Source organism: Stappia sp. MMSF_3263, assembly GCF_030733745.1.
In the GTDB taxonomy this organism is placed as follows: Bacteria; Pseudomonadota; Alphaproteobacteria; order Rhizobiales; family Stappiaceae; genus Stappia.
Window position 1 is genome coordinate 58,269 of the sequence record NZ_JASHIK010000007.1, and the last position, 23,159, is coordinate 81,427.

The 23,159-nt window shown below is 66.4% G+C and carries 19 protein-coding genes; 10 read left to right on the forward strand and 9 right to left on the reverse strand.

The annotated features are described in order from the left end of the window. Window positions 1–85: 85 nt before the first annotated feature. The 3 genes from radA to RBB46_RS09880 are packed head-to-tail and all read right to left on the reverse strand — an operon-like array spanning window position 86 to window position 4,123. Window positions 86–1,489, reverse strand: coding sequence for a DNA repair protein RadA (radA, locus tag RBB46_RS09870; protein ID WP_306028811.1), 1,404 nt, complete (start codon window positions 1,487–1,489; stop codon window positions 86–88). Continuing rightward, entirely contained in the window at window positions 1,489–2,637 is a 1,149-nt protein-coding gene (alr, locus tag RBB46_RS09875) for an alanine racemase (protein WP_306028812.1), read from the reverse strand. Before alr ends, radA begins: the two co-directional genes overlap by 1 nt. Window positions 2,638–2,650: 13 nt before the next feature. Further along, on the reverse strand, window positions 2,651–4,123 hold the full coding sequence (locus RBB46_RS09880) for a replicative DNA helicase (protein ID WP_306028813.1): 1,473 nt from the start codon (window positions 4,121–4,123) through the stop codon (window positions 2,651–2,653). Window positions 4,124–4,548: 425 nt separating this feature from the next. On the opposite strand from RBB46_RS09880, the gene ugpB reads away from it, so the two are divergent. The 4 genes from ugpB to RBB46_RS09900 all read left to right on the forward strand — a co-directional run bounded on the left by ugpB (window position 4,549) and on the right by RBB46_RS09900 (window position 8,791). Then, window positions 4,549–5,868, forward strand: a complete 1,320-nt coding sequence (gene ugpB, locus RBB46_RS09885) for a sn-glycerol-3-phosphate ABC transporter substrate-binding protein UgpB (protein WP_306028814.1) — start codon at window positions 4,549–4,551, stop codon at window positions 5,866–5,868. 138 nt (window positions 5,869–6,006) lie between these two features. Then, window positions 6,007–6,888 carry a sn-glycerol-3-phosphate ABC transporter permease UgpA gene (ugpA, locus tag RBB46_RS09890; protein ID WP_306028815.1) on the forward strand — a complete coding sequence of 294 codons (882 nt, stop codon included), beginning with the start codon at window positions 6,007–6,009 and terminating at the stop codon, window positions 6,886–6,888. A gap of 8 nt (window positions 6,889–6,896) precedes the next feature. Further along, the gene (gene ugpE / locus RBB46_RS09895; protein ID WP_306028932.1) at window positions 6,897–7,733 is read left to right on the forward strand and encodes a sn-glycerol-3-phosphate ABC transporter permease UgpE; all 837 of its coding nucleotides are present in this window, start codon (window positions 6,897–6,899) and stop codon (window positions 7,731–7,733) included. Between the two features lie 5 nt (window positions 7,734–7,738). After that, a complete protein-coding gene (locus RBB46_RS09900; protein WP_306028816.1) occupies window positions 7,739–8,791 on the forward strand; it encodes a sn-glycerol-3-phosphate import ATP-binding protein UgpC in 1,053 nt (350 codons plus the stop codon). Between the two features lie 171 nt (window positions 8,792–8,962). Here RBB46_RS09900 and RBB46_RS09905 read toward each other — a convergent pair whose 3' ends face one another. The 3 genes from RBB46_RS09905 to RBB46_RS09915 form a co-directional block, all read right to left on the reverse strand. Then, window positions 8,963–10,630, reverse strand: coding sequence for a hypothetical protein (locus tag RBB46_RS09905; protein ID WP_306028817.1), 1,668 nt, complete (start codon window positions 10,628–10,630; stop codon window positions 8,963–8,965). Between the two features lie 130 nt (window positions 10,631–10,760). Beyond that, window positions 10,761–11,894 (reverse strand): M20 family metallopeptidase, encoded by a 1,134-nt coding sequence (locus RBB46_RS09910; protein WP_306028818.1) that lies wholly within the window; start codon window positions 11,892–11,894, stop codon window positions 10,761–10,763. Window positions 11,895–12,093: 199 nt separating this feature from the next. Further along, the gene (locus RBB46_RS09915; RefSeq protein ID WP_306028819.1) at window positions 12,094–13,770 is read right to left on the reverse strand and encodes a methyl-accepting chemotaxis protein; all 1,677 of its coding nucleotides are present in this window, start codon (window positions 13,768–13,770) and stop codon (window positions 12,094–12,096) included. Between the two features lie 289 nt (window positions 13,771–14,059). Between RBB46_RS09915 and RBB46_RS09920 the strand changes: the two genes are divergently transcribed. The 3 genes from RBB46_RS09920 (at window position 14,060) to RBB46_RS09930 (ending at window position 17,656) form a co-directional block, all read left to right on the forward strand. Next, entirely contained in the window at window positions 14,060–14,749 is a 690-nt protein-coding gene (locus RBB46_RS09920) for a glutathione S-transferase family protein (RefSeq protein WP_306028820.1), read from the forward strand. Window positions 14,750–14,936: 187 nt separating this feature from the next. Further along, window positions 14,937–15,359, forward strand: a complete 423-nt coding sequence (gene ndk / locus RBB46_RS09925; protein WP_306028821.1) for a nucleoside-diphosphate kinase — start codon at window positions 14,937–14,939, stop codon at window positions 15,357–15,359. A gap of 200 nt (window positions 15,360–15,559) precedes the next feature. Beyond that, a complete protein-coding gene (locus RBB46_RS09930) occupies window positions 15,560–17,656 on the forward strand; it encodes a molybdopterin-dependent oxidoreductase (protein WP_306028822.1) in 2,097 nt (698 codons plus the stop codon). Window positions 17,657–17,668: 12 nt separating this feature from the next. Here the strand turns inward: RBB46_RS09930 and RBB46_RS09935 are convergent, their stop codons facing one another. Further along, entirely contained in the window at window positions 17,669–18,415 is a 747-nt protein-coding gene (locus RBB46_RS09935; RefSeq protein ID WP_306028823.1) for a glutathione S-transferase family protein, read from the reverse strand. 100 nt (window positions 18,416–18,515) lie between these two features. On the opposite strand from RBB46_RS09935, the gene RBB46_RS09940 reads away from it, so the two are divergent. Next, entirely contained in the window at window positions 18,516–19,262 is a 747-nt protein-coding gene (locus tag RBB46_RS09940; RefSeq protein WP_306028824.1) for a YafY family protein, read from the forward strand. Window positions 19,263–19,278: 16 nt separating this feature from the next. Here the strand turns inward: RBB46_RS09940 and purN are convergent, their stop codons facing one another. Together purN and purM are read right to left on the reverse strand one after the other, a co-directional pair. Next, a complete protein-coding gene (gene purN / locus RBB46_RS09945) occupies window positions 19,279–19,953 on the reverse strand; it encodes a phosphoribosylglycinamide formyltransferase (protein WP_306028825.1) in 675 nt (224 codons plus the stop codon). Then, on the reverse strand, window positions 19,950–21,029 hold the full coding sequence (purM, locus tag RBB46_RS09950; RefSeq protein WP_306028826.1) for a phosphoribosylformylglycinamidine cyclo-ligase: 1,080 nt from the start codon (window positions 21,027–21,029) through the stop codon (window positions 19,950–19,952). Before purM ends, purN begins: the two co-directional genes overlap by 4 nt. 259 nt (window positions 21,030–21,288) lie before the next feature. Between purM and RBB46_RS09955 the strand changes: the two genes are divergently transcribed. Together RBB46_RS09955 and RBB46_RS09960 are read left to right on the forward strand one after the other, a co-directional pair. Continuing rightward, window positions 21,289–22,392, forward strand: coding sequence for an AI-2E family transporter (locus RBB46_RS09955; protein WP_306028827.1), 1,104 nt, complete (start codon window positions 21,289–21,291; stop codon window positions 22,390–22,392). Further along, on the forward strand, window positions 22,385–23,068 hold the full coding sequence (locus RBB46_RS09960) for a DnaA/Hda family protein (protein ID WP_306028828.1): 684 nt from the start codon (window positions 22,385–22,387) through the stop codon (window positions 23,066–23,068). Before RBB46_RS09955 ends, RBB46_RS09960 begins: the two co-directional genes overlap by 8 nt. Window positions 23,069–23,159: the final 91 nt, after the last annotated feature.

The window sequence follows — 23,159 nt, forward strand, 5'->3', positions numbered from 1 at the left end:
CAGCCTTAAAGGCGTTGTCGACCCAGTTTTCCGCGTGGGTCGGGCGCGGTTCGTGTCCGTTTGTCCGCACCGGACGAGGTCCGGTCTATCCCTCGGCGTCCGCCGGCCGGTCGGCACCGGTCGAGCTTGCCGCGATCCGGGCAACGAGATCGGTGAGCTCGCTCAGACCCGTCACCTGGTCGCCGTCGGCATCGCCGGCATTCGCCTCCGGCACGAAGGCCGAGGTGAAGCCCAGCTTCCGCGCTTCCTTCAGGCGACTTTGCGCCTGCGAGACCGCGCGGACCGCGCCGGAGAGGCTGACCTCGCCGAAATAGACGCAATCGGCGGGAAGGGCAACCCCGCTGAGCGAGGAGATGAGGGCTGCTGCAACCGCGAGGTCGGCGCCGGTTTCGCTCACCCTGAGGCCGCCGGCGACATTCAGGTAGACGTCGTTCTGGGCGAAGCGCACGCCGCAACGCGCTTCCAGCACGGCGAGGATCATGGAAAGCCTTGCGCTGTCCCATCCGATCACGGCCCGTCGCGGCGTGCCGAGCGGCGAGGGAGCGACCAGCGCCTGGATCTCGATCAGCAGCGGCCTGGTGCCCTCCAGTCCGGCGAAAACCGCGGATCCGGGCGTGCGCCCGGAGCGTTCGCCGAGAAACAGGGCCGAGGGATTGGCGACTTCGGCGAGGCCCTTGTCGGTCATCTCGAAGACGCCGATCTCGTCGGTCGCGCCGAAGCGATTCTTGACCGAGCGCAGGATGCGGTACTGGTGGGCGCCGTCGCCCTCGAAATAGAGAACCGCGTCGACCATGTGCTCGACGACGCGCGGGCCGGCGATCTGGCCGTCCTTGGTGACGTGGCCGACAAGGATCACGGTGGCGCCGCTCGACTTGGCGTAGCGTACAAGCGCCTGCGCGGAGGCCCGCACCTGCGTCACCGTTCCCGGCGGCGATTCCACCATTTCCGACCACAGGGTCTGGATCGAATCGATGATCACCAGCGCCGGCGCCGGGCCGTCGGTCAGCGTTGCCAGGATGTCCTCCACGCTGGTCTCGGCGGCAAGTCCGACGGGCGCGTCCGAGAGGCCGAGACGGGCGGCGCGCAGCCGCACCTGGTCGATCGCCTCCTCGCCGGAAATATAGATGGCGCGATGGCCGAGCCGGGCGACGCGGGCGGCCGCCTGGATCAGCAGCGTCGACTTGCCGATGCCGGGGTCGCCGCCCACCAGCAGCGCCGATCCGCGCACGAAGCCGCCACCGGTGACGCGGTCGAGTTCCCCGACCCGCGTCTCGACGCGCGCCGGCGCCTCGCTTTCGCCGGACAGTCCGACCAGCGGCACGACGCGTCCGCGCTTGCGGGAGGCGACCGTGGGCGAACCGCCGACGCCCGAACCGCTGCGTTCCTCGACAAGCGTGTTCCATTCGCCGCAGCTGTCGCACCGCCCGGCCCATTTGGCGGCGACCGCGCCGCAGGACTGGCAGACATAGGCGGTCGCGCGTTTGGCCATCAGCGTGTGATTCCGGTCGGATCGCCGACATGGCGGCGGGTGAAGCGGTGGCCCAGCGAGGTGAGCAGTTCGTAGCCGATGGTTCCGGCCGCCGCGGCGACCTCGTCGACGCCGATATTCGGCCCGAACAGTTCGATGAAGGCACCGCGCTCGGCAAGTCCTTCCGGCAGGGCGCTGATGTCGAAGGCGGTCATGTCCATCGAGACCCGGCCGAGCGCCGGCAGGCGGTATCCGGCAAGCCAGGCGTCGGCGCCCGGCCGTGCGTCGCTCGATCCCGCGCTTCTCAGATAGCCGTCCGCATATCCGGCGGCAACCATGGCGACGCGCATGTCGACAGGCGCCGTCCAGGCCGCGCCATAGCCGATGGTCTCGCCGCGCGCCAGCGCGTGGGTCTGCAGGATGCGGGCCTCGAGCGTCACGACGGGCGCCAGCCGGCTGGCTGCGTCGTTCGAGGGCTGGCCGCCGTAAAGCGCTATACCCGGGCGGGCGAGGTCGAAATGGAAGTCGGGGCCGAGAAAGATGCCGGCGGAATTGGCAAGCGAGCGGGCAACGCCCGGAAACAGCGCCGCGATCTCCCGGAAACGGGCGAGCTGGCCCGCGTTCGAGGGAGCGTTCGGGGTGTCGGCGCAGGCGAGATGCGACATCACTAGCGACAGTCCCGGCAGCCCGTCGGCGGCGACTTCGGCCGCTTCCCCGGCGGAGAGGCCCAGGCGGCTGATGCCGGTGTCGACATGCAACGCCGCGGGGCCAGGGGCTCCGGCCGCGCGCCACTCTGCGACTTCGTCCGGCGAGCCGAGACAGGGGCGCAGCTCATGGGCGGCATAGTAGTCCGCATCGCCCGGATAGAGGCCGTTGAGGATGTAGACATACGCCTCTGGCAGCAGGGCGCGCAGCCGCGCACCTTCCTGCGGCGTGGCGACGAAGAATGTGCGGCAACCGGCCTGCCAGAGGGCGCTCATGCAGGGCGCGTCGCCGAGGCCGTAGCAGTCGGCCTTGACCGCCGCGCCGCATTCTGTGCCGTCGGCGAGCCGGGCGGAGAGCGCCTTCCAGTTGCCGGCAAGTGCCCCCAGATCGATCGTGATGCGGCCATTGTCGCCCGGCTGCGGGGTGTGCGTGCGAGGCAGGGAACTGGAGATGGGGTCTGTCACGGCGCGGTCCACTTCAATGGGGGTCGGGGAACCGGTCCGGATCGGCAAGGTCGGAGAAGCGCGTGAACTCGCCCTGGAAATGCAGGTTGGCGGTGCCGGTGGGGCCGTGACGCTGCTTGGCGATGATCACTTCCGCGCGGTTTTTCGCCCGGTCGAGCTTCTCCATGTCCTCGGGCGTCGCCTCCGTGCCGATCGCCTTGGCGAGATAGTATTCCTCGCGATAGACGAAAAGCACCACGTCGGCGTCCTGCTCGATGGAGCCGGATTCACGCAGGTCCGAGAGAATCGGGCGCTTGTCGTCGCGCGATTCGACCTGGCGCGAGAGCTGGGACAGCGCAATGATCGGGACGTTCAGTTCCTTGGCCAGCGCCTTCAGGCCGGTGGTGATCTCGGTGATCTCCTGAACGCGGTTGCCCTGGTTCTTGGATGAGCCGGTGAGCAGCTGGATATAGTCGACGATCAGGAGGTCGAGGCCGCGCTGGCGTTTCAGCCGGCGGGCGCGGGCGACGAGCTGGGCAATGGAGATACCGCCGGTCTGGTCGACATGCAGCGGCACGCTCTGCATGGTCTGCGAGGCGGCGGCGAGCTTCTCGAAGTCATGCTCGGAAATGTCGCCGCGGCGGATCTTGGAGGAGGAGATTTCCGTCTGCTCGGAAATGATACGCGTGGCCAGCTGCTCGGCCGACATTTCCAGTGAGAAGAAGCCGACGACGCCGCCATTGACGGTCTTGATCGTACCGTCGGGCTGCTCCTCCGACATATAGGCTTCGGCGACATTGTAGGCGATGTTGGTGGCAAGCGAGGTCTTGCCCATGGCCGGACGTCCGGCGAGCACGATCAGGTCCGAGGGTTGCAGCCCGCCCATCAGGGCGTCGAGGTCGCGCAGCCCGCTGGCGATGCCCGACAGCGCGCCCTCGCGCTGGAACGCGGCCGCCGCCATCTCGATGGTCGCCGTCAGCGCATCGCCAAAGGAGACGAACCCCTGGTCGGAGCGGCCCTTTTCGGCGAGTTCGAACAGGCGCCGCTCGGCATCGTCGATCTGTGCGCCGGGCGGCATGTCGATCGGTGCGTCGAAGGCGATGTTGACCATGTCCTCGCCGATGCGGATGAGGTTCCGCCGAATCGCGAGGTCGTAGATGGCGTGGCCGTAATCCTCGGCGTTGATGATCGAGGCAGCATCGGCGGCGAGGCGCAGGATGTATTGCGCCGCCGACATGTCGGCGATCTTGGCATCCTGGGGAAAGAAGGTCTTCAGCGTGATCGGCGAGGCGATCTTGCCGGCGCGGATGAGCTGGCCGGCCTTCTCGTAGACCTCCCGGTGCGGAGCAATGAAAAAATGCTCCGGCTCCAGAAAGTCCGATACGCGGTAATAGGTCTCGTTGTTGACGATGATCGCGCCCAGCAACTGGCGCTCGGCCTCCGCATTGTGCGGAGCGACGCGCATCGTCGCGGCGTTCGTGTCGTTCGCCGGTAGCGGACCCTTCATGTCGTTTCCCCTCGTGTGTCTTTGTTCCTAGCGGAGGAGGGGGGCAGGGTGGAAGCGTAAATCACAGGCAGCGTCCATCGCAAAGAGGAACGGGGATAACCGCTTCCGCCGGTTGACGTTGGCAGCGGCTTGCGTTCCGCCGTTGCCCGGTCCCGAAAACGTGGTTTTTCCACACGCGGCGGCGCTGTCATACTGCTGTTGCCCGGCATCGCCGAAAAAACGAAGGGGATGCGAAAATCCTCGCGCAATCGAGGGGTTGCGAACGTCATTGAACTGTCGCTTAATGTTCATGTGAGCGACATATCGCGTTCATATGAAAACAATACGAAATGCGGGCGTTTTCGTTCGGCGCGACCGGAGAGCGGATCGTGATCGCAACTCAACCGCATGTCGGGTAGTCCCCCGAGCCTTGGGAGCAAACGAACATGGCATATCGCAAGACATTGGCCGGCCTCGTCGCGGCGACGATCCTTGCCGGCAGCACCGGCGTTTCCTACGCCGCGACCGAAATCCAGTGGTGGCACGCGTTTACCGGCCGCCTGGGCGATCTGCTCGCCGAGCAGGTCGAGAAGTTCAACGCCTCGCAGAGCGACTATGTGGTCGTCGCCTCGCACAAGGGCAACTATTCCGAGACGCTGAACGCCGGCATCGCCGCCTTCCGCGCCGGAGAGCAGCCGCATGTGCTGATGGTGTTCGAGGTCGGCACCGCGACGATGATGGGCGCCAAGGGCGCCATCAAGCCGGTCTACGAGCTGATGGCCGAGACCGGCAAGCCGTTCGACCAGGACGCCTATCTGGCGGCCGTCGCCGGCTACTACACCACCACCGACGGCGAGATGCTGTCGCTGCCCTACAACTCCTCGACGCCGGTTCTCTATGTCAACCGCGACGCGCTGTCGGCGGCCGGCATCGATCCGGACGCGGACCTGTCGACCTGGGAGAAGGTCGGCGAGGCGCTCGACAAGCTGAAGGCATCCGGCTCGTCCTGCCCGCTGACCACCGCCTGGCAGAGCTGGGTGCACCTGGAGAACCTCTCCGCCTATCATGACGTACCCTTCGCCACGAAGGAGAACGGCTTTGCCGGCGTCGACACCGAGCTCGCCTTCAACGGCCCGGTCCAGGTCGCTCATATCGAGGCGATGGGCCAGTGGGCCAAGGACGGCAAGTTCATCTATGCCGGCCGTCGCAACGAGGGTGGCGCCCGCTTCCGCTCCGGCGAATGCGCATTCTTCACCGAGTCCTCCGCCGGCTATGCCGGTGTGAAGGCCGAGGCCGAGTTTGCCTTCGACATTCGTCCGCTGCCGTACTGGGCCTCGGTCGAGGCCGCTCCGGTCAACACCATCATCGGCGGTGCCTCGCTGTGGGTGATGACCGGCCACGAGGCCGCCGAATATGCCGGCGTCGCCGAGTTCCTGAACTTCCTGTCCTCCGCCGACATCCAGGCGAAGTGGCACCAGGACACCGGCTACCTGCCGATCACCCATGCCGCCTTTGACCAGACCAAGGCGGCCGGCTTCTACGAGGCCAATCCGGGCACGGACATTGCCGTCATCCAGATGACCGGCAAGGCCCCGACGGCCAACTCGAAGGGCCTGCGCCTGGGCAGCTTCGACCAGATCCGCGGCATCATCGACGAGGAACTGGAAGCCGTGTGGGCCGGCGACAAGGCCGCCAAGGACGCGCTGGACAACGCCGTCGAGCGCGGCAACCAGCTGCTGCGCCGCTTCGAGCAGGCCAACCGCTAAGCCTGAAGTCGGGCCGCGGGCAGGGCGTTCCCCTGTTCGCGGTCCACCCGTTTCGGGAAGCGGTCCGGCGGTCTCCGCCGGGCCGTTTTCTCCCGTCGGCGACAGCCGACGCCCCTGTTTTCGCCGGTGGTCCGCGCCATGCACAAACGCGTCGTCTTCAACAACCGGGTGCTGCCCTACCTGCTGCTCGCGCCGCAGATCCTGGTGACGCTCGTCTTCTTCTTCTGGCCCGCCGGCCAGGCGATCTACCAGTCGGCCTATATTCCCGACCCCTTCGGTCTCTCCTCGCAATTCGTCGGCTTCGGCAATTTCGAGTTCCTGCTGAGCGACCGCTACTATCTCGCCTCGTTCAAGACGACGGTCATCTTCTCGACGCTCGTCACCGTGCTGTCGATGGGCGCGGCGCTGTGGCTTGCCGTGATGGCCGACCGGGTGATCAAGGGATCGAGCGCCTACAAGACGCTGCTGGTGTGGCCCTATGCGGTGGCGCCCGCCGTTGCCGGCGTGTTGTGGCTGTTCATGTTCAACCCCAATGTCGGCCTCGTCGCCTGGTACCTGAAGGCGATGGGCTATGACTGGAACCACGTCCTCAACGACGGCGAGGCGATGGGCCTTGTCGTCGTCGCCTCGGCCTGGCGACAGATCAGCTACAACTTCCTGTTCTTTCTTGCCGGCCTGCAGGCGATTCCCAAAAGCGTCATCGAGGCGGCCGCCATCGACGGGGCGAGCTTTGCCCGTCGCTTCTGGACCATCGTCTTCCCGCTCCTGTCGCCGACCACCTTCTTCCTGCTCGTCGTCAACATCGTCTACGCCTTCTTCGAGACCTTCGGCGTGATCCACACGATCACCGCCGGCGGACCTCAGCAGGCAACGACGATCCTTGTCTACAAGGTGTTTTCCGACGGCTTCGTCGGCCAGGATCTCGGATCCTCGGCGGCCCAGTCGGTCATCCTTCTCTTCGTGGTCGGGCTGCTGACGGTGGTTCAGTTCCGCTACATCGAACGCAAGGTGCACTACTGATGAGCGGCATGGTCGAAAAACACGGGCTCGGCATCTGGCTGACCCATCTCGGGCTGATCATTGGCATCGCCATCATCTGCTTCCCGATCTACATGGCCTTCGTCGCCTCGACGGTGACGCAGCCCGAGATCGCGCGGCCGCCGATGCCGCTGCTGCCGGGCGGGCATTTCATCGAGAACTACACGGCGGCGCTGACCAGGGGCGTCAACTCGCCGGTGCTCTTGATGCTGTTCAATTCCAGCGTCATGGCGCTCGGCATCACCATCGGCAAGATCGTCATCTCGATCATATCCGCCTATGCGATCGTCTATTTCCGCTTTCCCTTCCGCATGGCCTTCTTCTGGATGATCTTCCTGACCCTGATGCTCCCCGTCGAGGTGCGTATCGTGCCGACCTACGAGGTCGTTGCCGGCTTCGGCATGCTCAATTCCTACACGGGCCTGATCCTGCCGCTGGTCGCCTCGGCGACCGCGACCTTCCTGTTCCGCCAGTTCTTCCTCACCGTGCCGGACGAACTGATCGAGGCGGCCCGGGTCGACGGGGCGGGGCCGGTGCGCTTCTTCATCGACATCCTGCTGCCGATGTCGCGCACCAACATCGCGGCGCTCTTCGTCATCCTCTTCATCTACGGCTGGAACCAGTATCTCTGGCCGCTGCTGATCACCACCAAGCCGGACATGAACACCATCGTCATGGGCATCAAGCAGATGTTCCCCTCCGGCGACGACATCGCCGACTGGCCGGTGATCATGGCTACCACGCTGCTGGCGATGCTGCCGCCGGTCGCCGTCGTCATCTTCATGCAGGGGCTCTTCGTGAAGGGCCTCGTGGAAAGCGAGAAATAGGTTCCATGGCTGAGATCGCCTTATCCAACGTCCGCAAGTCCTACGGACCGACCGAGGTCATCCACGGGGTCGACGCGGAGATCGCCGACGGCGAGCTGATCGTCATCGTCGGCCCCTCGGGCTGCGGCAAATCCACCCTGCTGCGCATGGTGGCGGGGCTGGAGACCATCACGTCCGGCGAGATCTCCATCGGCGGCCGGGTGGTCAACGACCTGGAGCCGCGCGAGCGCGACATCGCCATGGTGTTCCAGAACTACGCCCTCTATCCGCACATGTCGGTTTTCGCCAACATGGCCTACGGGCTGAAGATCGCCGGCGTTCCCAAGGCGGAGATCGCCGAGCGCGTCGGCCAGGCGGCGAAGATGCTGGAGCTCGAGCCCTATCTCGACCGCAAGCCGCGCCAGCTTTCCGGCGGCCAGCGCCAGCGCGTCGCCATGGGCCGGGCCATCGTGCGCAAGCCGTCGGTCTTCCTCTTCGACGAGCCGCTGTCCAATCTCGATGCCAAGCTGCGCGTGCAGATGCGTGTCGAGATCAAGACGCTGCAGCGCCGTCTTGCCGTCACCTCGCTCTATGTCACCCACGATCAGGTCGAGGCGATGACCATGGCCGACCGCATCATCGTGATGAACGGCGGCAATGCCGAGCAGGTCGGCACGCCGCTGTCGGTCTACAACAAGCCGGCGACCGTCTTCGTCGGCGGCTTCATCGGCTCGCCGCCGATGAACTTCCTGCAGGCGGCAAGGCTTCAGGCGAGCGGCCTCCTGCGCAAGGTGGCGGCAACGGCCGGCCCGGCGGAGGCGCTCGACACGGTCGGCGTGCGCCCCGAGCATCTGTCCTTCTGCGAGGAGGGGGCGGCGGTGCTGTCCGGCAAGCTGGTCATCGCCGAGGCGCTGGGGGCAGAGACGCTCGCCCATGTGGAGCTCGACGACGGCGAGCGGATGATCGTGCGGGTCGATGGCGGGCGCGAGGTGCCGGCCGCCGGTGCGCGGGTGCATCTGTCCTGCGGTGCCGAACACCTGCACTATTTCGGCGCGGACGGAAAGCGGCTGCCCGACTGACCTTGAAAACAATGCCGGCCAGCGCTTGCAGACGCCGGCCGGCCAGTTTTCCCTTACGCCAGCGTTTCGATCAGCCGCCGCACCGGCTGCATCCGCTCCCCGGCGAGGGGGTGAGGATGTTTTCTTGCGCGGGGCCAGGCCCGCTGCTGCGTGCCGCGAGCTGGCGCGGGCTCAGGAGGGCATCTGGAAGCGCTTGCAGCTCCCGACGCGTTCGGCGGTTTTTACCGGCCAGTCGACGAACCCGTGTATCGTCTTGATCAGACGGACATCCGTCGAGAAATCGATCCCGCGCAAGCGTCCGTCATTGTCGAAGAGGGCCGCATTGGCGGTGGGTTTGGAAAAATCCGTGCTTTCCGATGCATGAAAGGCGATGGCGCCAAGGCTGCTCAACTCGCTCGGCGCGTAGCAGCCGAGCCTCGCGACCCTGGTTCCGAGGATTTCCGCCGCCTTCTCGAAAGCACTCGCCCCCGTGAGAAGCGCGTTGCCGGTCACGCCGAACGCATTGCCGGAAAAGCGTACGAAGAAAGCGTCCTCGTCTTCCACCGCCAGCGACTTCAGCACCGCTGGATCCGCTGCGGTTCCGGAGAAAACGGCCCTTTCGAGATCCGCCATCTGCGTATTGACGTTGCGGTTGCCGAAGTTGCCGCGTGGTTGGGCAAGGGCCCATGTTTCGTTGTGCAAGCGCAGTTGCGCGAGCTCTTCCTGCGAGAAGCAGGCATCGCTGTGGGCGTGTGGAGCGGCGGCATAGCGAACGCCCCCGGTCATCTCCTCGAGCGCCGACCACATGGCGATCGCCGTGTCGCGCCTAGACAGCTTGAGCTGGCTTCGCAGCGTCGAGCGCAGGCTGTTGCAGACCTCCCTCAGGTCGACATCGACGTTCGGGTCGGAGAGATCGACGGCGATATCGGACGCGTGAACCCGTAGCGGCGTGTTCTCGTTGAGCAGTTTGGCGCGGATTGTCTTGTCGCTTTCCGCGAAGATCGGCCTGTCGAGCACATCGGAGCCCCGGCCGATGCTCACGTCCTCACGGTCGAAGAAAAGCGATTCCAGGTAGCTCAGGCGAATGTCCACGCTGCTCACGGGCTCGAACACGGCGTCGTTCGACGGTGCGGCGAGGAGCGAAGCCCTGATGATCGTGTTGACGTCGTCGCTGTCGATCGGAAAGGTTTCCTTCGCTTCGACCTGCGCTCCCAGGCGCCGATTGAAGGTGCGTTGCAGGTCTTCCAGCATTTCCAGCGAGTCGTCGGTTGCCAGGACCTTCCCGGCCCAGCCGGAAACCCCGAAAACATCGCGCGCCCCGGCCGCCAGGCTCTGAATGCCCGAAAGCATCGTTATGTCGACGGCGTCCGTTTTCGACATGCCGAGCGTCATCGAGAACCGGGCGTTGCGCCGGACGGGAAAGATCGGCGTCACATTGCCCGAGATCAGCCCGGAGATGCAGTTCTTGTCGTCGTCGCTGGAGCGGACATCCGTGTAGGTGATGTGCAGAAACGGCAGGTTCTCTACGATGAAGTTGCCATCATAGTCCTTGATGGACATCGTCAGCTGCGCCGACTGATTCTCGCGCCGCGCGAGCGAGCGCAGCATACGCCAGACAGTGTCGTTTTCCCGGCAGTTGATGACGGAGTAGCCGCTCAGCGCGCCGATCCCCATCTGGTTGTGGATCTCGAGGGAGACGTAATTGTCTTCCGAGGGCGAAACCGGCTCGGTGCTGTCCGTCTCCACGCGTCCGGTGATCTGCAGTTCCTCGAAGACGGGGAAGAACTCGTCCGCCCGGGCCTCCGTGGCCAGACCCGAAATGGCCAAAATCCCGCAGGCGGCAAACCGTCGCAACGTCATCTCGTATCCCCCCAGAATTGTAGGGAGAATTCAATTGCAATTCATGGTGGCTGTCAATCGCGGGCACGGTTGCAGGCGCCGACGCCAGTGGCGTCCTTGCCCCTTGGTGGCCGATCCCGGAAACGCCCGCTCACTCCAGTGTTTCGATCAGCCGCCGCATCAGCTGCATCCGCTCGCCCAGTGACGGGATGAGGATGTGCTCGTTGAGGGTGTGGACGTCGTCGCCATCGGGCCCCAGGCCGTCGAGCGTCGGCACGGCATGGGCGATGAAATTGCCGTCGGAGCCGCCACCGGTCGTCTCGCCGACCAGTTCGAAGCCGATCTCGGCCGCCAGTCCCGCCGCGTGGTCGAACAGCGCCTTGCTGGCCGGCGACTGTTCGAAGGGCGGGCGGTTCATGCCGCCGGTGACGGTCAGTTTCGTGTCCGGCGTCTTCGGCGTCAGCGAGGTGATCCGGGCGACCATTTCCTCGGCAGCGGCAAGTGTCGGCACGCGCAGGTCGATCTCGGCCACGGCGAATTGCGGCACGACATTGGTGCCGGTGCCGCCCCGGATCTCGCCGACATTGACCGTGATCTCGCGGTCGTAGTCGGTCATTGCTTCCAGCGCGATGATCTGGTGAGCGAGTTCGGTGACCGCGCTGCGGCCCTGCCAGTGGCGCGCGCCGGCATGCGCCGGGCGGCCCTCGACCTTCAGCGTGAAGCGGCCGACGCCCTTTCGCGCGGTGACCACATGGCCGCCATTGCGGGCCGGCTCCGTCACCAGCGCGTATTTCGCCTTGGCTCCCTGTTGCTCGATCAGTGCCTGCGAGGTCGGGCTGCCGATCTCCTCGTCGGCGGTGAACAGGATGCTGACGGCAAGCGCCGGGGTCCGCCCGCCGGCGGCGATCGCCTCGGCGACGGTACGCATCGCGGCCAGGCCGTTATAGGCGCCGCCCTTCATGTCGCAGATGCCCGGACCGTAGCAGCGCTCGCCCTCGACGCGCACGGGCAGGTCCTTGTCGATGGTGCCGCGCGGATGCACCGTGTCGAGATGGGAGAGGAAGAGGATGCCGGGCTTCGAATGATCGCCCCAGGGCGAGCGCACCAGCAGATGGTCGCCGCGGCCCTCGCGCCCGGCAAAGCGCTGCGTGGTGGCGCCGAAGGCCTCGGCCTGTTGCGCAACCAGGTCCATCAGCCGGTTGAGCCCCTCGACATCCGGCGTGTGGGTCTCGATGCGCACCCAGTCGAGCAGGCCGGTGAGCAAGTCCTCCGACGACGGCGTCATGGCTATCCTCATGTGATGTGATGTGAAACGTCAGGCGGGAGGCAAATGATAGCGCGGCGTTTCACGCTCCGCGAGAGGCAAAATCGGCAGCCGGCGAAGGTTTTGCCGGTGATCGCCGAAAGACCCGACGTCCGCCGTGGTACAAAAAAGCCGCCGACATTGCTGCCGGCGGCCTGGTCGGTCGAATGCGGGGCGGTGATCAGGCGGCGCGCACGCCTCCGAGGAAGTTTTCGACTTCCTGCTTGAGGGCGGCGGCGTCCCGGTTCACAGCGGAGGCCGCATTGGTCACGTCGCCAGCGGCGGTCCGGGTCTCGTTGGCCGCGTGGGAGACGCCAAGAATGTTCTCGGTCACCTCTTGGGTGCCGCGCGAGGCTTCTTCCACATTGCGGGCGATCTCGCCGGTGGCGGCGCCCTGTTCCTCGACTGCCGCGGCGATGGCGGCGGCGATCGCGTTCATCTCCTCGACGGTGCGGCCGATGGACTGGACGGCGCCGACCGCGATCCGGGTCTCGGACTGGATCGCGGAGATCTGCGAGGTGATCTCCTCGGTCGCCTTGGAGGTCTGCGAGGCGAGCTCCTTGACTTCGGCCGCAACGACGGCAAAGCCGCGCCCCGCTTCGCCGGCGCGGGCGGCCTCGATGGTCGCGTTGAGCGCCAGCAGGTTGGTCTGCTCGGCAATGGCGGCGATCATGCTGACCACCTGGCCGATCTTCTCGGCGGCGTCCGCCAGACCCTGGATCTGGTTGTCGGTGCGCTGCGCCTCGCCGACGGCCTGGGAGGCGATCTGCGACGACTTGGAGACCTGCGAGCTGATCTCGGAGATGGAGGAGGAGAGCTCCTCCGTGGCCGAGGCGACCGTCTGCACGTTGGCCGCTGCCTGCTGGGCGGCGGTCGCGACCGTGGTCGAACGGGCGTTGGTGCCTTCCGCGATGTCAGCCATCGAACGGGCATTGTGCTCCATCTCGCCGGCCGACGAGGTGACAGCGGTGAGAAGTGCCGTGGCGCTCTCGTCGAAGCGGCGGGTCATCTCCTCGATGCGGCGGGCACGTTCCTCGCGCACGCGCTGCTCCTCGATCTGCGCGACGGAGAGGTCCTGGGCGCGCAGCATGCCGTCCCGGAAGACTTCGGTCGCATCCGCCATCTGGCCGATCTCGTCCTTGCGCCCGGCGCCGGGCACCGAGACGGAAAGGTCCCCTTGCGCAAGGTGGCGCATGGCGTCGGTGATCGCGGCGATGGGCCGGGTGATGCTGTTGGCGAGGAACAGGGCGAAGCCGGCGATGAGCAGGATCAGCGGAACCACCCAGGCGGCGGTCGCGATCAGGTGCGCATTGAAGGCGGTGTCGACATCATCCACGTAGAGCGCGGTGCTAATGGCCCAGTTCCAGGGCGCGAAACCCATCGTGTAGCTGATCTTGGGAGCCGGGACGGTCTCGCCCAGACGCGGGAACAGGAACGAGGTGTAGCCGCCGCCGCGACGGGCGCTCTCGATCTGCCCGACAACGAATTCCGTGCCGTTGGCGTCCTTGGTCGCCCACAGGTTCTTGCCCTCGACCTTGGGGCTGGGATGGGCGACGACGAAGCCCTGGTTCTCGGGGCTTGCGTCGAGGACGATGAAATAGTCGTTGCCGTTGAAGCGCATGGACCGCAGCTTGTTGCGCGCCATCGTCTGGGCTTCTTCGCTCGTCAGCCGACCAGCCTCCGCCTCCTCGTGAAAGGTCTTCACGAGGCTGAGGGCCGTTTCCACCTGGGACTGGACCAGGGCGCGGCGACCGTCCATCAGGCTCTTGTGGAAGGTGTAGGTCTGGACGCCGAGCACGAGAAGGAGCGCGGCGAGTGCGCCCGTGAGCAGCACGAGCATTTTCTGTTTGATCGACATGGGAAAAGCGGCCTCGCAGGACTGAAGATAGCCGCAGTAAGTGCTTGGAACGCTGAACCGACCGTAAATGTTTTTCGAAAAATCGCCTTTCCGGGATCTTGCCGTCGCGGCATTTTTTCTTTGATTCAATCCAGGGTTATGAAACATCGAAATAATGCACCTTGGGATTGAAATGACGTGCTGAGCACGTGTGCGACAGCAACGCGGTTCGTCCTTGGCCGGGCGGGTGGCGAGGGATAGTCTGCGCGGCGAACGGGGAAGCGACCCGGATCCCGAGGGGAGACAGATCTTGAGCCTGATCCTTTACGAACTGCGTGGCGCCGATGCCGCGCGTCCTTTCAGCCCCTATGCGTGGCGTGTGCGCATGGCCCTGAAGCACAAGGGTCTCGATTTCGAGACCCGGCCCAAGCCCTTCACGCAGATCGCCGCGATCGCACCGGAGGTCGGCAAGACCGTGCCGATCCTGGTCGACGGGGAACGGACCATCTGCGACAGCTGGGCCATCGCCACCTATCTGGAAGAGACCTATGCCGACCGACCGACCCTGTTTGGCGGGCCGGGCGGCCTGGCGGCGGCGAAGCTCGTGGAGAGCTGGGCCAATGCATCGATCAGCGCGCGGATCGTGCGGATGATCGTCAAGGACATCTGCGACTTGCTCGCGCCGGAGGATCAGGCCTATTTCCGGCCGATCCGCGAGGAGCGGTTCGGAATGAGCCTGGAAGAGGTGCAGGCGGGGCGCGAGGAGCGGCTTGCTGATCTCGCCACCGCCTTGCTGCCCATGCATCTGATGCTGAAGTCGCAGCCATTCATCGGCGGCGACAGCCCGCTCCAGAGCGACTACATGCTGTTCGGCACGTTCCAGTGGGCGCGCATCACGAGCGCGTTCGAGCTGCTTGAACCGGGCTCGCCGGTCGCCGAGTGGCGCGAACGGTGCCTTGATCTCTTCGACGGCTACGCACGCGCCATTCCGGCGGCCTGACATCCGGCGAGAATCAGCGGGATCCGGCGCCCCTGACGCCTTGCGGGGGCGCCGATCCCCGGCTATACGCATGGCGCGCCCGAAACGGGCGCCACGAGATCAAGGATCGTCCGGCTTTCAAGGCACGGACGGGCGGGCTGCCGCGAGGGCGCGGCGGGCCTGCCGGACAACAACGGGAAAATGACTGATGGCGATCGAGCGCACCTTTTCGATGATCAAGCCCGACGCGACGCGTCGCAACCTGACCGGCGCGATCACCGCGATGCTGGAAGAGGCGGGCCTGCGCGTCGTCGCTTCCAAGCGCGTGTGGATGTCGCGTCGCGAGGCCGAGGGCTTCTACGCGGTCCACAAGGACCGTCCCTTCTTCGGCGAGCTGGTCGAGTTCATGTGTTCGGCTCCGACGATCGTGCAGGTTCTCGAAGGAGAGAACGCGATTGCAAAGAACCGTGAAGTGATGGGCGCCACCAACCCGGCGAATGCCGACGAGGGCACCATCCGCAAGACCCATGCGCTGAACATCGGCGAGAACTCGGTGCACGGCTCCGATGGCGCCGACACGGCCGCGCAGGAGATCGCCTACTGGTTCTCCGAGACCGAGATCGTCGGCTAAGCCCCGACCGTCCAGCAGTTTCTGCGAAGTGTTGCAAGACCGGCCGCTGGCCGGTCTTGCTGTTTCGGCGGGCGGCATTCTCTCCTCTGTTGTTTGCGGTTCCGGGGGCCGGCCCTCTGGTTTGTGGGCCGACCGGTTCTTGACAGCGGGCACGCATGTGCGGACCTTGACGGCTTCTTTCCCTTGCCCGCGAGTGCTGCATGAACGCCCCCGTTGCGAATGCCCCGATCCTGAAGGCTTCCGCCTGTCCGCATGATTGTCCCTCGACCTGCGCGCTGGAGGTGGAGCTGTTTGCCGACGGCACGGTCGGCCGGCTCAAGGGCGCGCGCGAGAACGCCTATACGGCCGGTGTCATCTGCGCCAAGGTCGCCCGCTATGCCGACCGGCTCTACCATCCCGATCGTCTGACACGGCCGCTGAAGCGCGTTGGGCCGAAGGGGGCAGGGCGCTTCGAGGAGATCTCCTGGGAAGAGGCGCTCGACACGGTCGCGACTGCCTTCCTCAAGGCGGAGGCCGCGCACGGGGCGCAGGCCGTCTGGCCCTATCACTATGCGGGCACGATGGGGCTGGTGCAGCGCGATTCCATCCACCGTCTGCGTCATGCCAAGGGTTATTCGCGCCAGTTCGACACGATCTGTACCAACATGGCCTGGACCGGCTACATCGCCGGCACCGGGCTGCTTGCCGGGCCCGACCCGCGCGAGATGGCGCTTGCCGACATGGTGGTGATCTGGGGCACCAACCCGGTCTCCACCCAAGTCAACGTGATGACCCATGCGATCACCGCGCGAAAGACGCGCGGGGCGAAGATCGTCGCCATCGACGTCTATCCGACACAGACGGTGAAGCAGGCCGATCTCGGCCTCGTCCTGAAGCCCGGCACGGACGCGGCGCTTGCCTGCGCCGTCATGCATGTGCTCTTCCGCGATGGCCATGCCGACCGAGATTACCTTGCCCGCTATACAGACTGCCCGGATGAGCTGGAGGCGCATGTGGCGGCGCGTCCGCCGGAATGGGCGGCGGCGATAACCGGTCTGTCAGTCGAGGAGATCGAGCGTTTCGCGGCGATGGTCGGGGCGACGAAGAAGACCTATTTCCGCCTCGGCTACGGCTTCACCCGGCAGAGGAACGGGGCTGTCTCCATGCATGCCGCTTCCTGCATCGCGGCGGTGAGCGGTGCCTGGCAGCATGAAGGGGGCGGGGCGTTCCACAACAACGGCGCGATCTATACGCTCGACAAGTCGATGATCGAGGGCCATTCGCTGATCGATCCGGCGGTGCGCCAGCTCGACCAGAGCCAGATCGGCCGGGTGCTGACGGGCGATGCGGAGGCGCTGCGTCACGGGCCGCCGGTGACGGCGATGCTGATCCAGAACACCAATCCGGTCTCCGTCGCGCCCGAACAGGAACTGGTCAAGCAGGGCTTTGCCCGCGACGACCTCTTCGTCTGCGTGCACGAGCAGTTCATGACCGAGACCGCGAAGATGGCCGACATCGTGCTGCCGGCGACGCAGTTTCTCGAGCATGACGACATCTACAAGGGGGGCGGCCATCAATACCTGATGCTCGGCCCGAAGCTGGTCGACGGGCCAGGCGAGACGCGTCCCAATCTTTACGTCCTCAACGAGATCGCCCGCCGTGTCGGCGCGGCGGAGCATCCCGGCTTTGCCATGAGCGCGCGCGAGCATATCGACTGGATGCTGAAGGCCTCCAACTTCGGCTCGCTGGAGGAGATCGAGCGGGACCGCTGGGTCGACTGCCAGCCGGAATTCCGCAAGGCGCATTATCTCGACGGCTTCGCCTGGCCGGACGGGAAGTTCCGCTTCAAGCCCGACTGGCCGACGGTGCCCGCGCCCAATGCCGGGCCGATGGGTCCCTTCGCGCAGATGCCGGCCCTGCCGGATTACTGGGCCGTGGTGGAGGAGGCGGACGCGGAACATCCCTTCCGTCTGGCCACCTCGCCGGCGCGCTCCTTCCTCAACTCGACCTTCAACGAAACCGCAGCCTCGCGTTCCAAGGAAGGCCGGCCGGAGCTGATGATCGGGGCGGAGGATGCGCAAGACCTTGGCATTGCCGATGGTGCGGCGATCCGCATCGGCAACCGGCGCGGTGCGGTGATGCTGCATGCGCGCCTGACGACCGGGCTGAAGCGCGGCGTGGTGATCGCCGAAGGGATCTGGCCGAACGAGGCCTATCCGGACGGGAAGGGCATCAACACGCTCACCGGCGCGGACGCGGTCGCCCCGTATGGGGGCGCCGCGTTCCACGATATTTCGGTCTGGGTGCGCCCGGCCTGAGCCGGGTTCGCCTCAGGCGGCTTCCGCCGCGCGCTTCAGCCGGTCCGGGATTTTTGCCGCCGGCCCGAACACCGTGCGCTCGAAACGCAAGGCATAGTCCGCGAAGGTCGGGATCGCCCAGGCATGGCGCGTCAGGCTCGTGTCGATCCGGCTCGTCAGCATGTTGATCAGGAGCCCGGCCAGGATCGCGTCGATGCTGGTCGGCCTGTCGCCCATGAAGAAGGGCTTGTCGTCGAGGAAAGTGGCGATCGCGTCGAGGTCGTTGCGCCCGAACGTGTAGATCTCCTCCGGCGTGTGCCGGCCAAGACCATGCATGTGGAGCGCCTGGCGGACCTGTTCGCGAACGCCGAGGAACACATCGCGGCGCATTGCCTGCGGCACGCCGCCAAAGGCCGCATCGATCATTTCCTCCTCGCCCGCCGGGTCGATCCAGCGGGCCTGCACCATGCTCCAGCGCAGGTGTTCCTCCGCCATGCGGCGGAAGGCCTCGGCCATGGCGCGTTCGACGCCGGTCAGATTGGCGTCGATGTCGAGGCCGTGATGGCGCTCCAGATGACGCTGGATCAGCGAGCTGTCGGGAATGACCAGGTCGCCGTCCTTGAGCACCGGCACCTTGCCATGGGGGAGGGCGTCGAAGTCGACAACCTCTTCCTTGATGTAGTCACGACCGGCAAGCGCGATCAGCGCTTCCGCCTTGTAGGCGAAGGGCGAAAGGCTGCGCAGGCCCAGAGCGGCGGGGAAGTCGAGCAGGACGAGCATGGTGAAACTCCCGGTCAGGTGGTGTTCCGGCTTGTAGCGTCTCCCTGCTGACAGCATACTGTCAGCATTGATCGGCTTTTTGTCAGGTGGAAGGAATCGCATGCGCCGGGCCGACAGGCTGCTTCAGATCATCCAGGTCCTGCGCCGTGCCCGCCGTCCCGTCAGCGGCGGCGCCATCGCGGCCGAGCTGGAAGTGTCGCTGCGCACGGTCTATCGCGACGTCGTCGCGCTGCAGGCCTCCGGGGTTCCGGTGCTTGGCGAGGCCGGTGTCGGCTATGTGCTGGAGGAAGGCTACGACCTGCCGCCGCTGATGTTCACCTCAGAGGAGCTGGAGATCGTCATGCTCGGCCTGCGCATGGCGCAGACGCGGGGCGACGCGGCGATCTCGCGGACGGCGCGCGATGCGGTCGCCAAGATCGCCACCGTGCTGCCGGAAGAACTGCGTGGCGGATTTCTCGATGCTCCGCTCTACGCGCCGCCGCCGGCCTCGCTGCCGGCCGACCGGATCGAGCTGGCCCGGCTGCGCGAGGCGCTGCGGCTGGAGCGCAAGGTGGAGATCCTCTATCAGGTGCCCGGCCGCGAGCCGGAGCGCCGCGTCGTGTGGCCGATCGTGCTGGCCTTTTTCGAGCGCGCCCGTGTGCTTGCCGCCTGGTGCGAGCTGCGCCAGGACCACCGCAATTTCCGCACCGACCGGATGCTGGAGATGACCGTGCTGGAGGCACGGCCGCCGCGCGGTCGCAAGCGGCTCTACGCCGAGTGGTGGAAGAAACGGACCGAGGAGGCCGCCTGCATGCAGATGGGGGACGTGGCGCCGCCCGATGTCCCGGCCCGCCGCGCGGCGGGGTAGGCGGCGGCAAGGCGGCTTACGTGACCGGGACGATCAGCGCTGCGGGTGCGGGTCCGTCGCCCGTCTTCAGTCGCACGCGCATGCCCTCGATTTCCACGGCGTCCGAGGCGACCAGGGCCAGCGCCTTCGGGTAGATCGCATGCTCCACGGCGAGCACCCGCGCGCCGAGGGTTTGCGGCGTATCGCCGTCCATCACCGCCACGGCGCCCTGCGCGATGATTGGTCCCGCATCCATCTCGGCGCGCACGTAATGCACGGTGGCGCCGTGCAGCCGGCAGCCCTCGGCCAGCGCGCGCGCATGGGTGTCGAGCCCCTTGAAGGCCGGCAGCAGGGCCGGATGGATGTTGAGCAGCCGGTCGTGCCAGCGTTCGACGAACCAGGGCGTCAGGATGCGCATGAACCCGGCGAGGCAGACGAGTTCGATGTCGCGGGCACGCAGTTCCGCGTCGAGCCGTTCCTCGAATCCCTGTCGGCCGCCCTGGCCGCGATGGCTGACGGCAAGGGCCTCGATCCCGGCCGCGCGCGCCTTCTCCAGCGCCGGCGCTTCTGCCACGTTGGCAACCACCAGCGCGATCTCGGCCGGATAGGCGGGATCCACGGCGGCGTCGAGCAGCGCGGTCATGTTCGAACCGCGCCCGGAAACGAGAATGGCCGTACGCTTGCGCCGGCCTGTGTTCGCTCCGCTGGTCAAAGCGCCAGCGCCCCGTCGAAGACGACCGCCTCGTCGCCGGTGCGCGGCTGAAGCGTGCCGATGCGGGTGACGCTCTCGCCTTCGGCGGCAAGGGCGGCGGTGACCGCGTCGGCTTGGTCGGCCTCGACCGCGACCACCATGCCGACACCGCAATTGAAGGTGCGCAGCATTTCCGACTGGGCGACGCCGCCGGCCTTTGCCAGCCAGCCGAAGACCGGCGGCACGGCGATGGCCGAGAGGTCGATGCGTGCGGCGAGGGTATCGGGCAGCACCCGCGGCAGGTTTTCCGGCAGCCCGCCGCCGGTGATATGGGCCAGCGCCTTGATGCCGGCGCCGGCCTTCAAGGCGGCAAGCAGCGCCTTCACATAGATGCGGGTCGGCGTCATCAGCGCCGTGCCCAGGGGCGTGCCGGGGGCGAAGGGGGCGTCGGCGCTCCAGTCTAGGCCGGCGTGCTCGACGATCCTGCGCACCAGCGAGAAGCCGTTGGAATGAACGCCGGAAGAGGCGAGTGCCAGCAGCACGTCGCCGGCCTTCGCGTCGCCGCGCGGCAACAGCGATCCGCGCTCCGCCGCACCGACCGCGAAGCCGGCAAGGTCATAGTCGCCGGCCCGGTACATGCCCGGCATTTCCGCCGTCTCGCCGCCGATCAGCGCACAGCCGGAGATGCGGCAGCCCTCGGCGATGCCCTTCACCACGTCGGTGGCGACGTCGATATCGAGCGCCCCGCAGGCGTAATAGTCGAGGAAGAACAGCGGCTCGGCGCCCTGGACGACGAGATCGTTGACGCACATGGCGACGAGGTCGATGCCGACGGTCGCATGGGCGCCGCTGTCGATGGCGATCTTCAGCTTTGTGCCCACGCCGTCATTTGCGGCGACCAGGACCGGATCGGTGAAGCCGGCCGACTTGAGGTCGAAAAGACCGCCGAAGCCACCGATCTCGCTGTCGGCGCCGGGCCTCGCGGTGGCCTTGACAAAGGGCTTGATCCGCTTGACCAGCGTGTTGCCCGCGTCGATGTCGACGCCGGACTGCGCATAGGTGAGACCGTTCGATCCGGTCGGCTGGCTGGCGCTCATTGCGGCACTCCGATGCTGCGGCTTTGGGAGACTGATTGCACGCGCTTACAGTCGAACGCTGCCGAACACAAGGGCGGGCGCGCTTCGCCGGGCTTGGCGTGCGCCCGCGCCCTGTGGGCGGCGCGGGACAGCGGGTACAAACGCGGGCCATTCCGCGCTCCGCGCCTTGACGCTCGGCGGCACGACTGCCTATCTGCTTGCTAGGGTCAGGACCCTGGACGCCACAAGGGCGAATGTGCCTTCGCAAGGGAAGCTTTTCGTGACGCTGCAGCGGCAAATCTATTTCTGGCTCGCTTCCTTCGCGCTGTTCGCAGGGTTCGTCTACCTTTTCAGCCCCATCCTGTTGCCGTTTGTTGCCGGCATGGCGCTTGCCTACCTGCTCGATCCGGTCGCCGACAGGCTGGAGAGGCTCGGCCTGCCGCGGCTTGGCGCGACGATCCTCATCCTGGTGCTTTTCGTCATCTGTTTCGTGCTGATCCTGCTCCTGCTGCTTCCGATCCTCGGCAACCAGCTGGCGGCCTTCCTCAAGGCACTGCCCGGCCTCGTCAATTCCCTGCAGCAACTGATGACCGAAGCGCTTGGCAGCCGCGTCTTCGAACTGATCGGCATTGGCGGCGCAGACATCAAGGCGAATGTCGGCGGGCTGCTGGGCGAGGGGGCGGGATGGGTTGCGGGCCTGCTCAAGTCGGTGTGGGACGGCGGCCAGGCGCTCCTGTCGCTGGTCTCGCTCTTCGTCGTGACGCCGGTTGTCGCCTTCTACCTGCTGCTCGACTGGGACCACATGGTCGAACGCATCGACAGCTGGCTGCCGCGCCAGCACCGCGAGACCGTCCGCACGCTTGCCCGGCAGATGGACGGCGCGGTCGCCGGTTTCGTACGTGGCCAGGTCAGCGTCTGTTTCATCCTCGGCGCCTTCTATGCCGTCGGCCTTGCCATGACGGGCCTCAATTTCGGCCTCCTGATCGGCATCGGCGCGGGGCTTGTCAGCTTCATCCCCTATGTCGGGGCGACGCTCGGCCTCGTCGTCTCGCTCGGTGTCGCACTGGTGCAGTTCTGGCCCGACTGGCCGATGATCGCGGCCGTGCTGGCGATCTTCGTCACCGGCCAGTTCCTGGAAGGCAACGTGCTGCAGCCCAAGCTGGTGGGCAGCAATATCGGCCTGCATCCGGTCTGGCTGATGTTCGCGCTGTTCGCCTTTGGCTACATGTTCGGTTTTGTCGGCATGCTGATCGCGGTTCCGGCCTCGGCAATGATCGGCGTTCTCATCCGCTTCGCGCTCTCCCAGTACATGACAAGCTCCCTCTATTACGGCAGTGCAGGCAGGGGCGCCGACATTGACGGTGGCGAGGGGCGCGATGGCTGACATCCGCCGCCACGGAGGGGAACAGCTGCCGCTGGTGCTGCCGCACGAGGTCGCGTTCGGGCGCGACGACTTTCTTCTCGGCGCGTCCAACCGGGCCGCCTTCTCGCTGGTCGAGGGCTGGCCGGCCTGGCCTTCGCAAACAGCGGTGATCGCCGGCCCGGTCGGCTCTGGCAAGACACATCTCGCCCATGTCTGGCAGGGTGTCAGCGGTGCGCCGATCCTGGCGGCCGGGGCCTTGCGCGGCGAGGACGTCACGGCGCTGGCGGCAAACCGGGCGGTGGCGATCGAGGATGCCCATGCCGGCTTCGACGAGACGGCACTGTTCCACCTGTTCAATGCTGTGCGCGACAGCGGCGCAAGCCTCCTGGTCACCTCGCGCAGCTGGCCGCAATCCTGGGGGCTGCGCCTGCCCGATCTCGCCTCGCGACTTCGAGCGGCAACGCCGGTGGAAATCCTGGAGCCGGACGACGACCTGTTGCGGCGGGTCCTGGTCAAGCTTTTCGCCGATCGCCAGATCGATATCGATCCGGCCGTGGTAGAGTTCCTGGTGGTGCGCATGGAGCGCTCCGTTGCCGCCGCGCAGATCCTGGTCGAGCAACTCGACCAGGCGTCCCTGTCGGCGGCACGCAGGATCACCCGGCCGATGGCGGCAAAGGTTCTGGCATCAGCCGGGTAAGGATGCGGACGGGTTGCCAGTGATGCAAATCCGTCAAAACAATCCGATACAGTCGCGTCCGACAGTGACAATCGGACAGCCGGCCATGGCC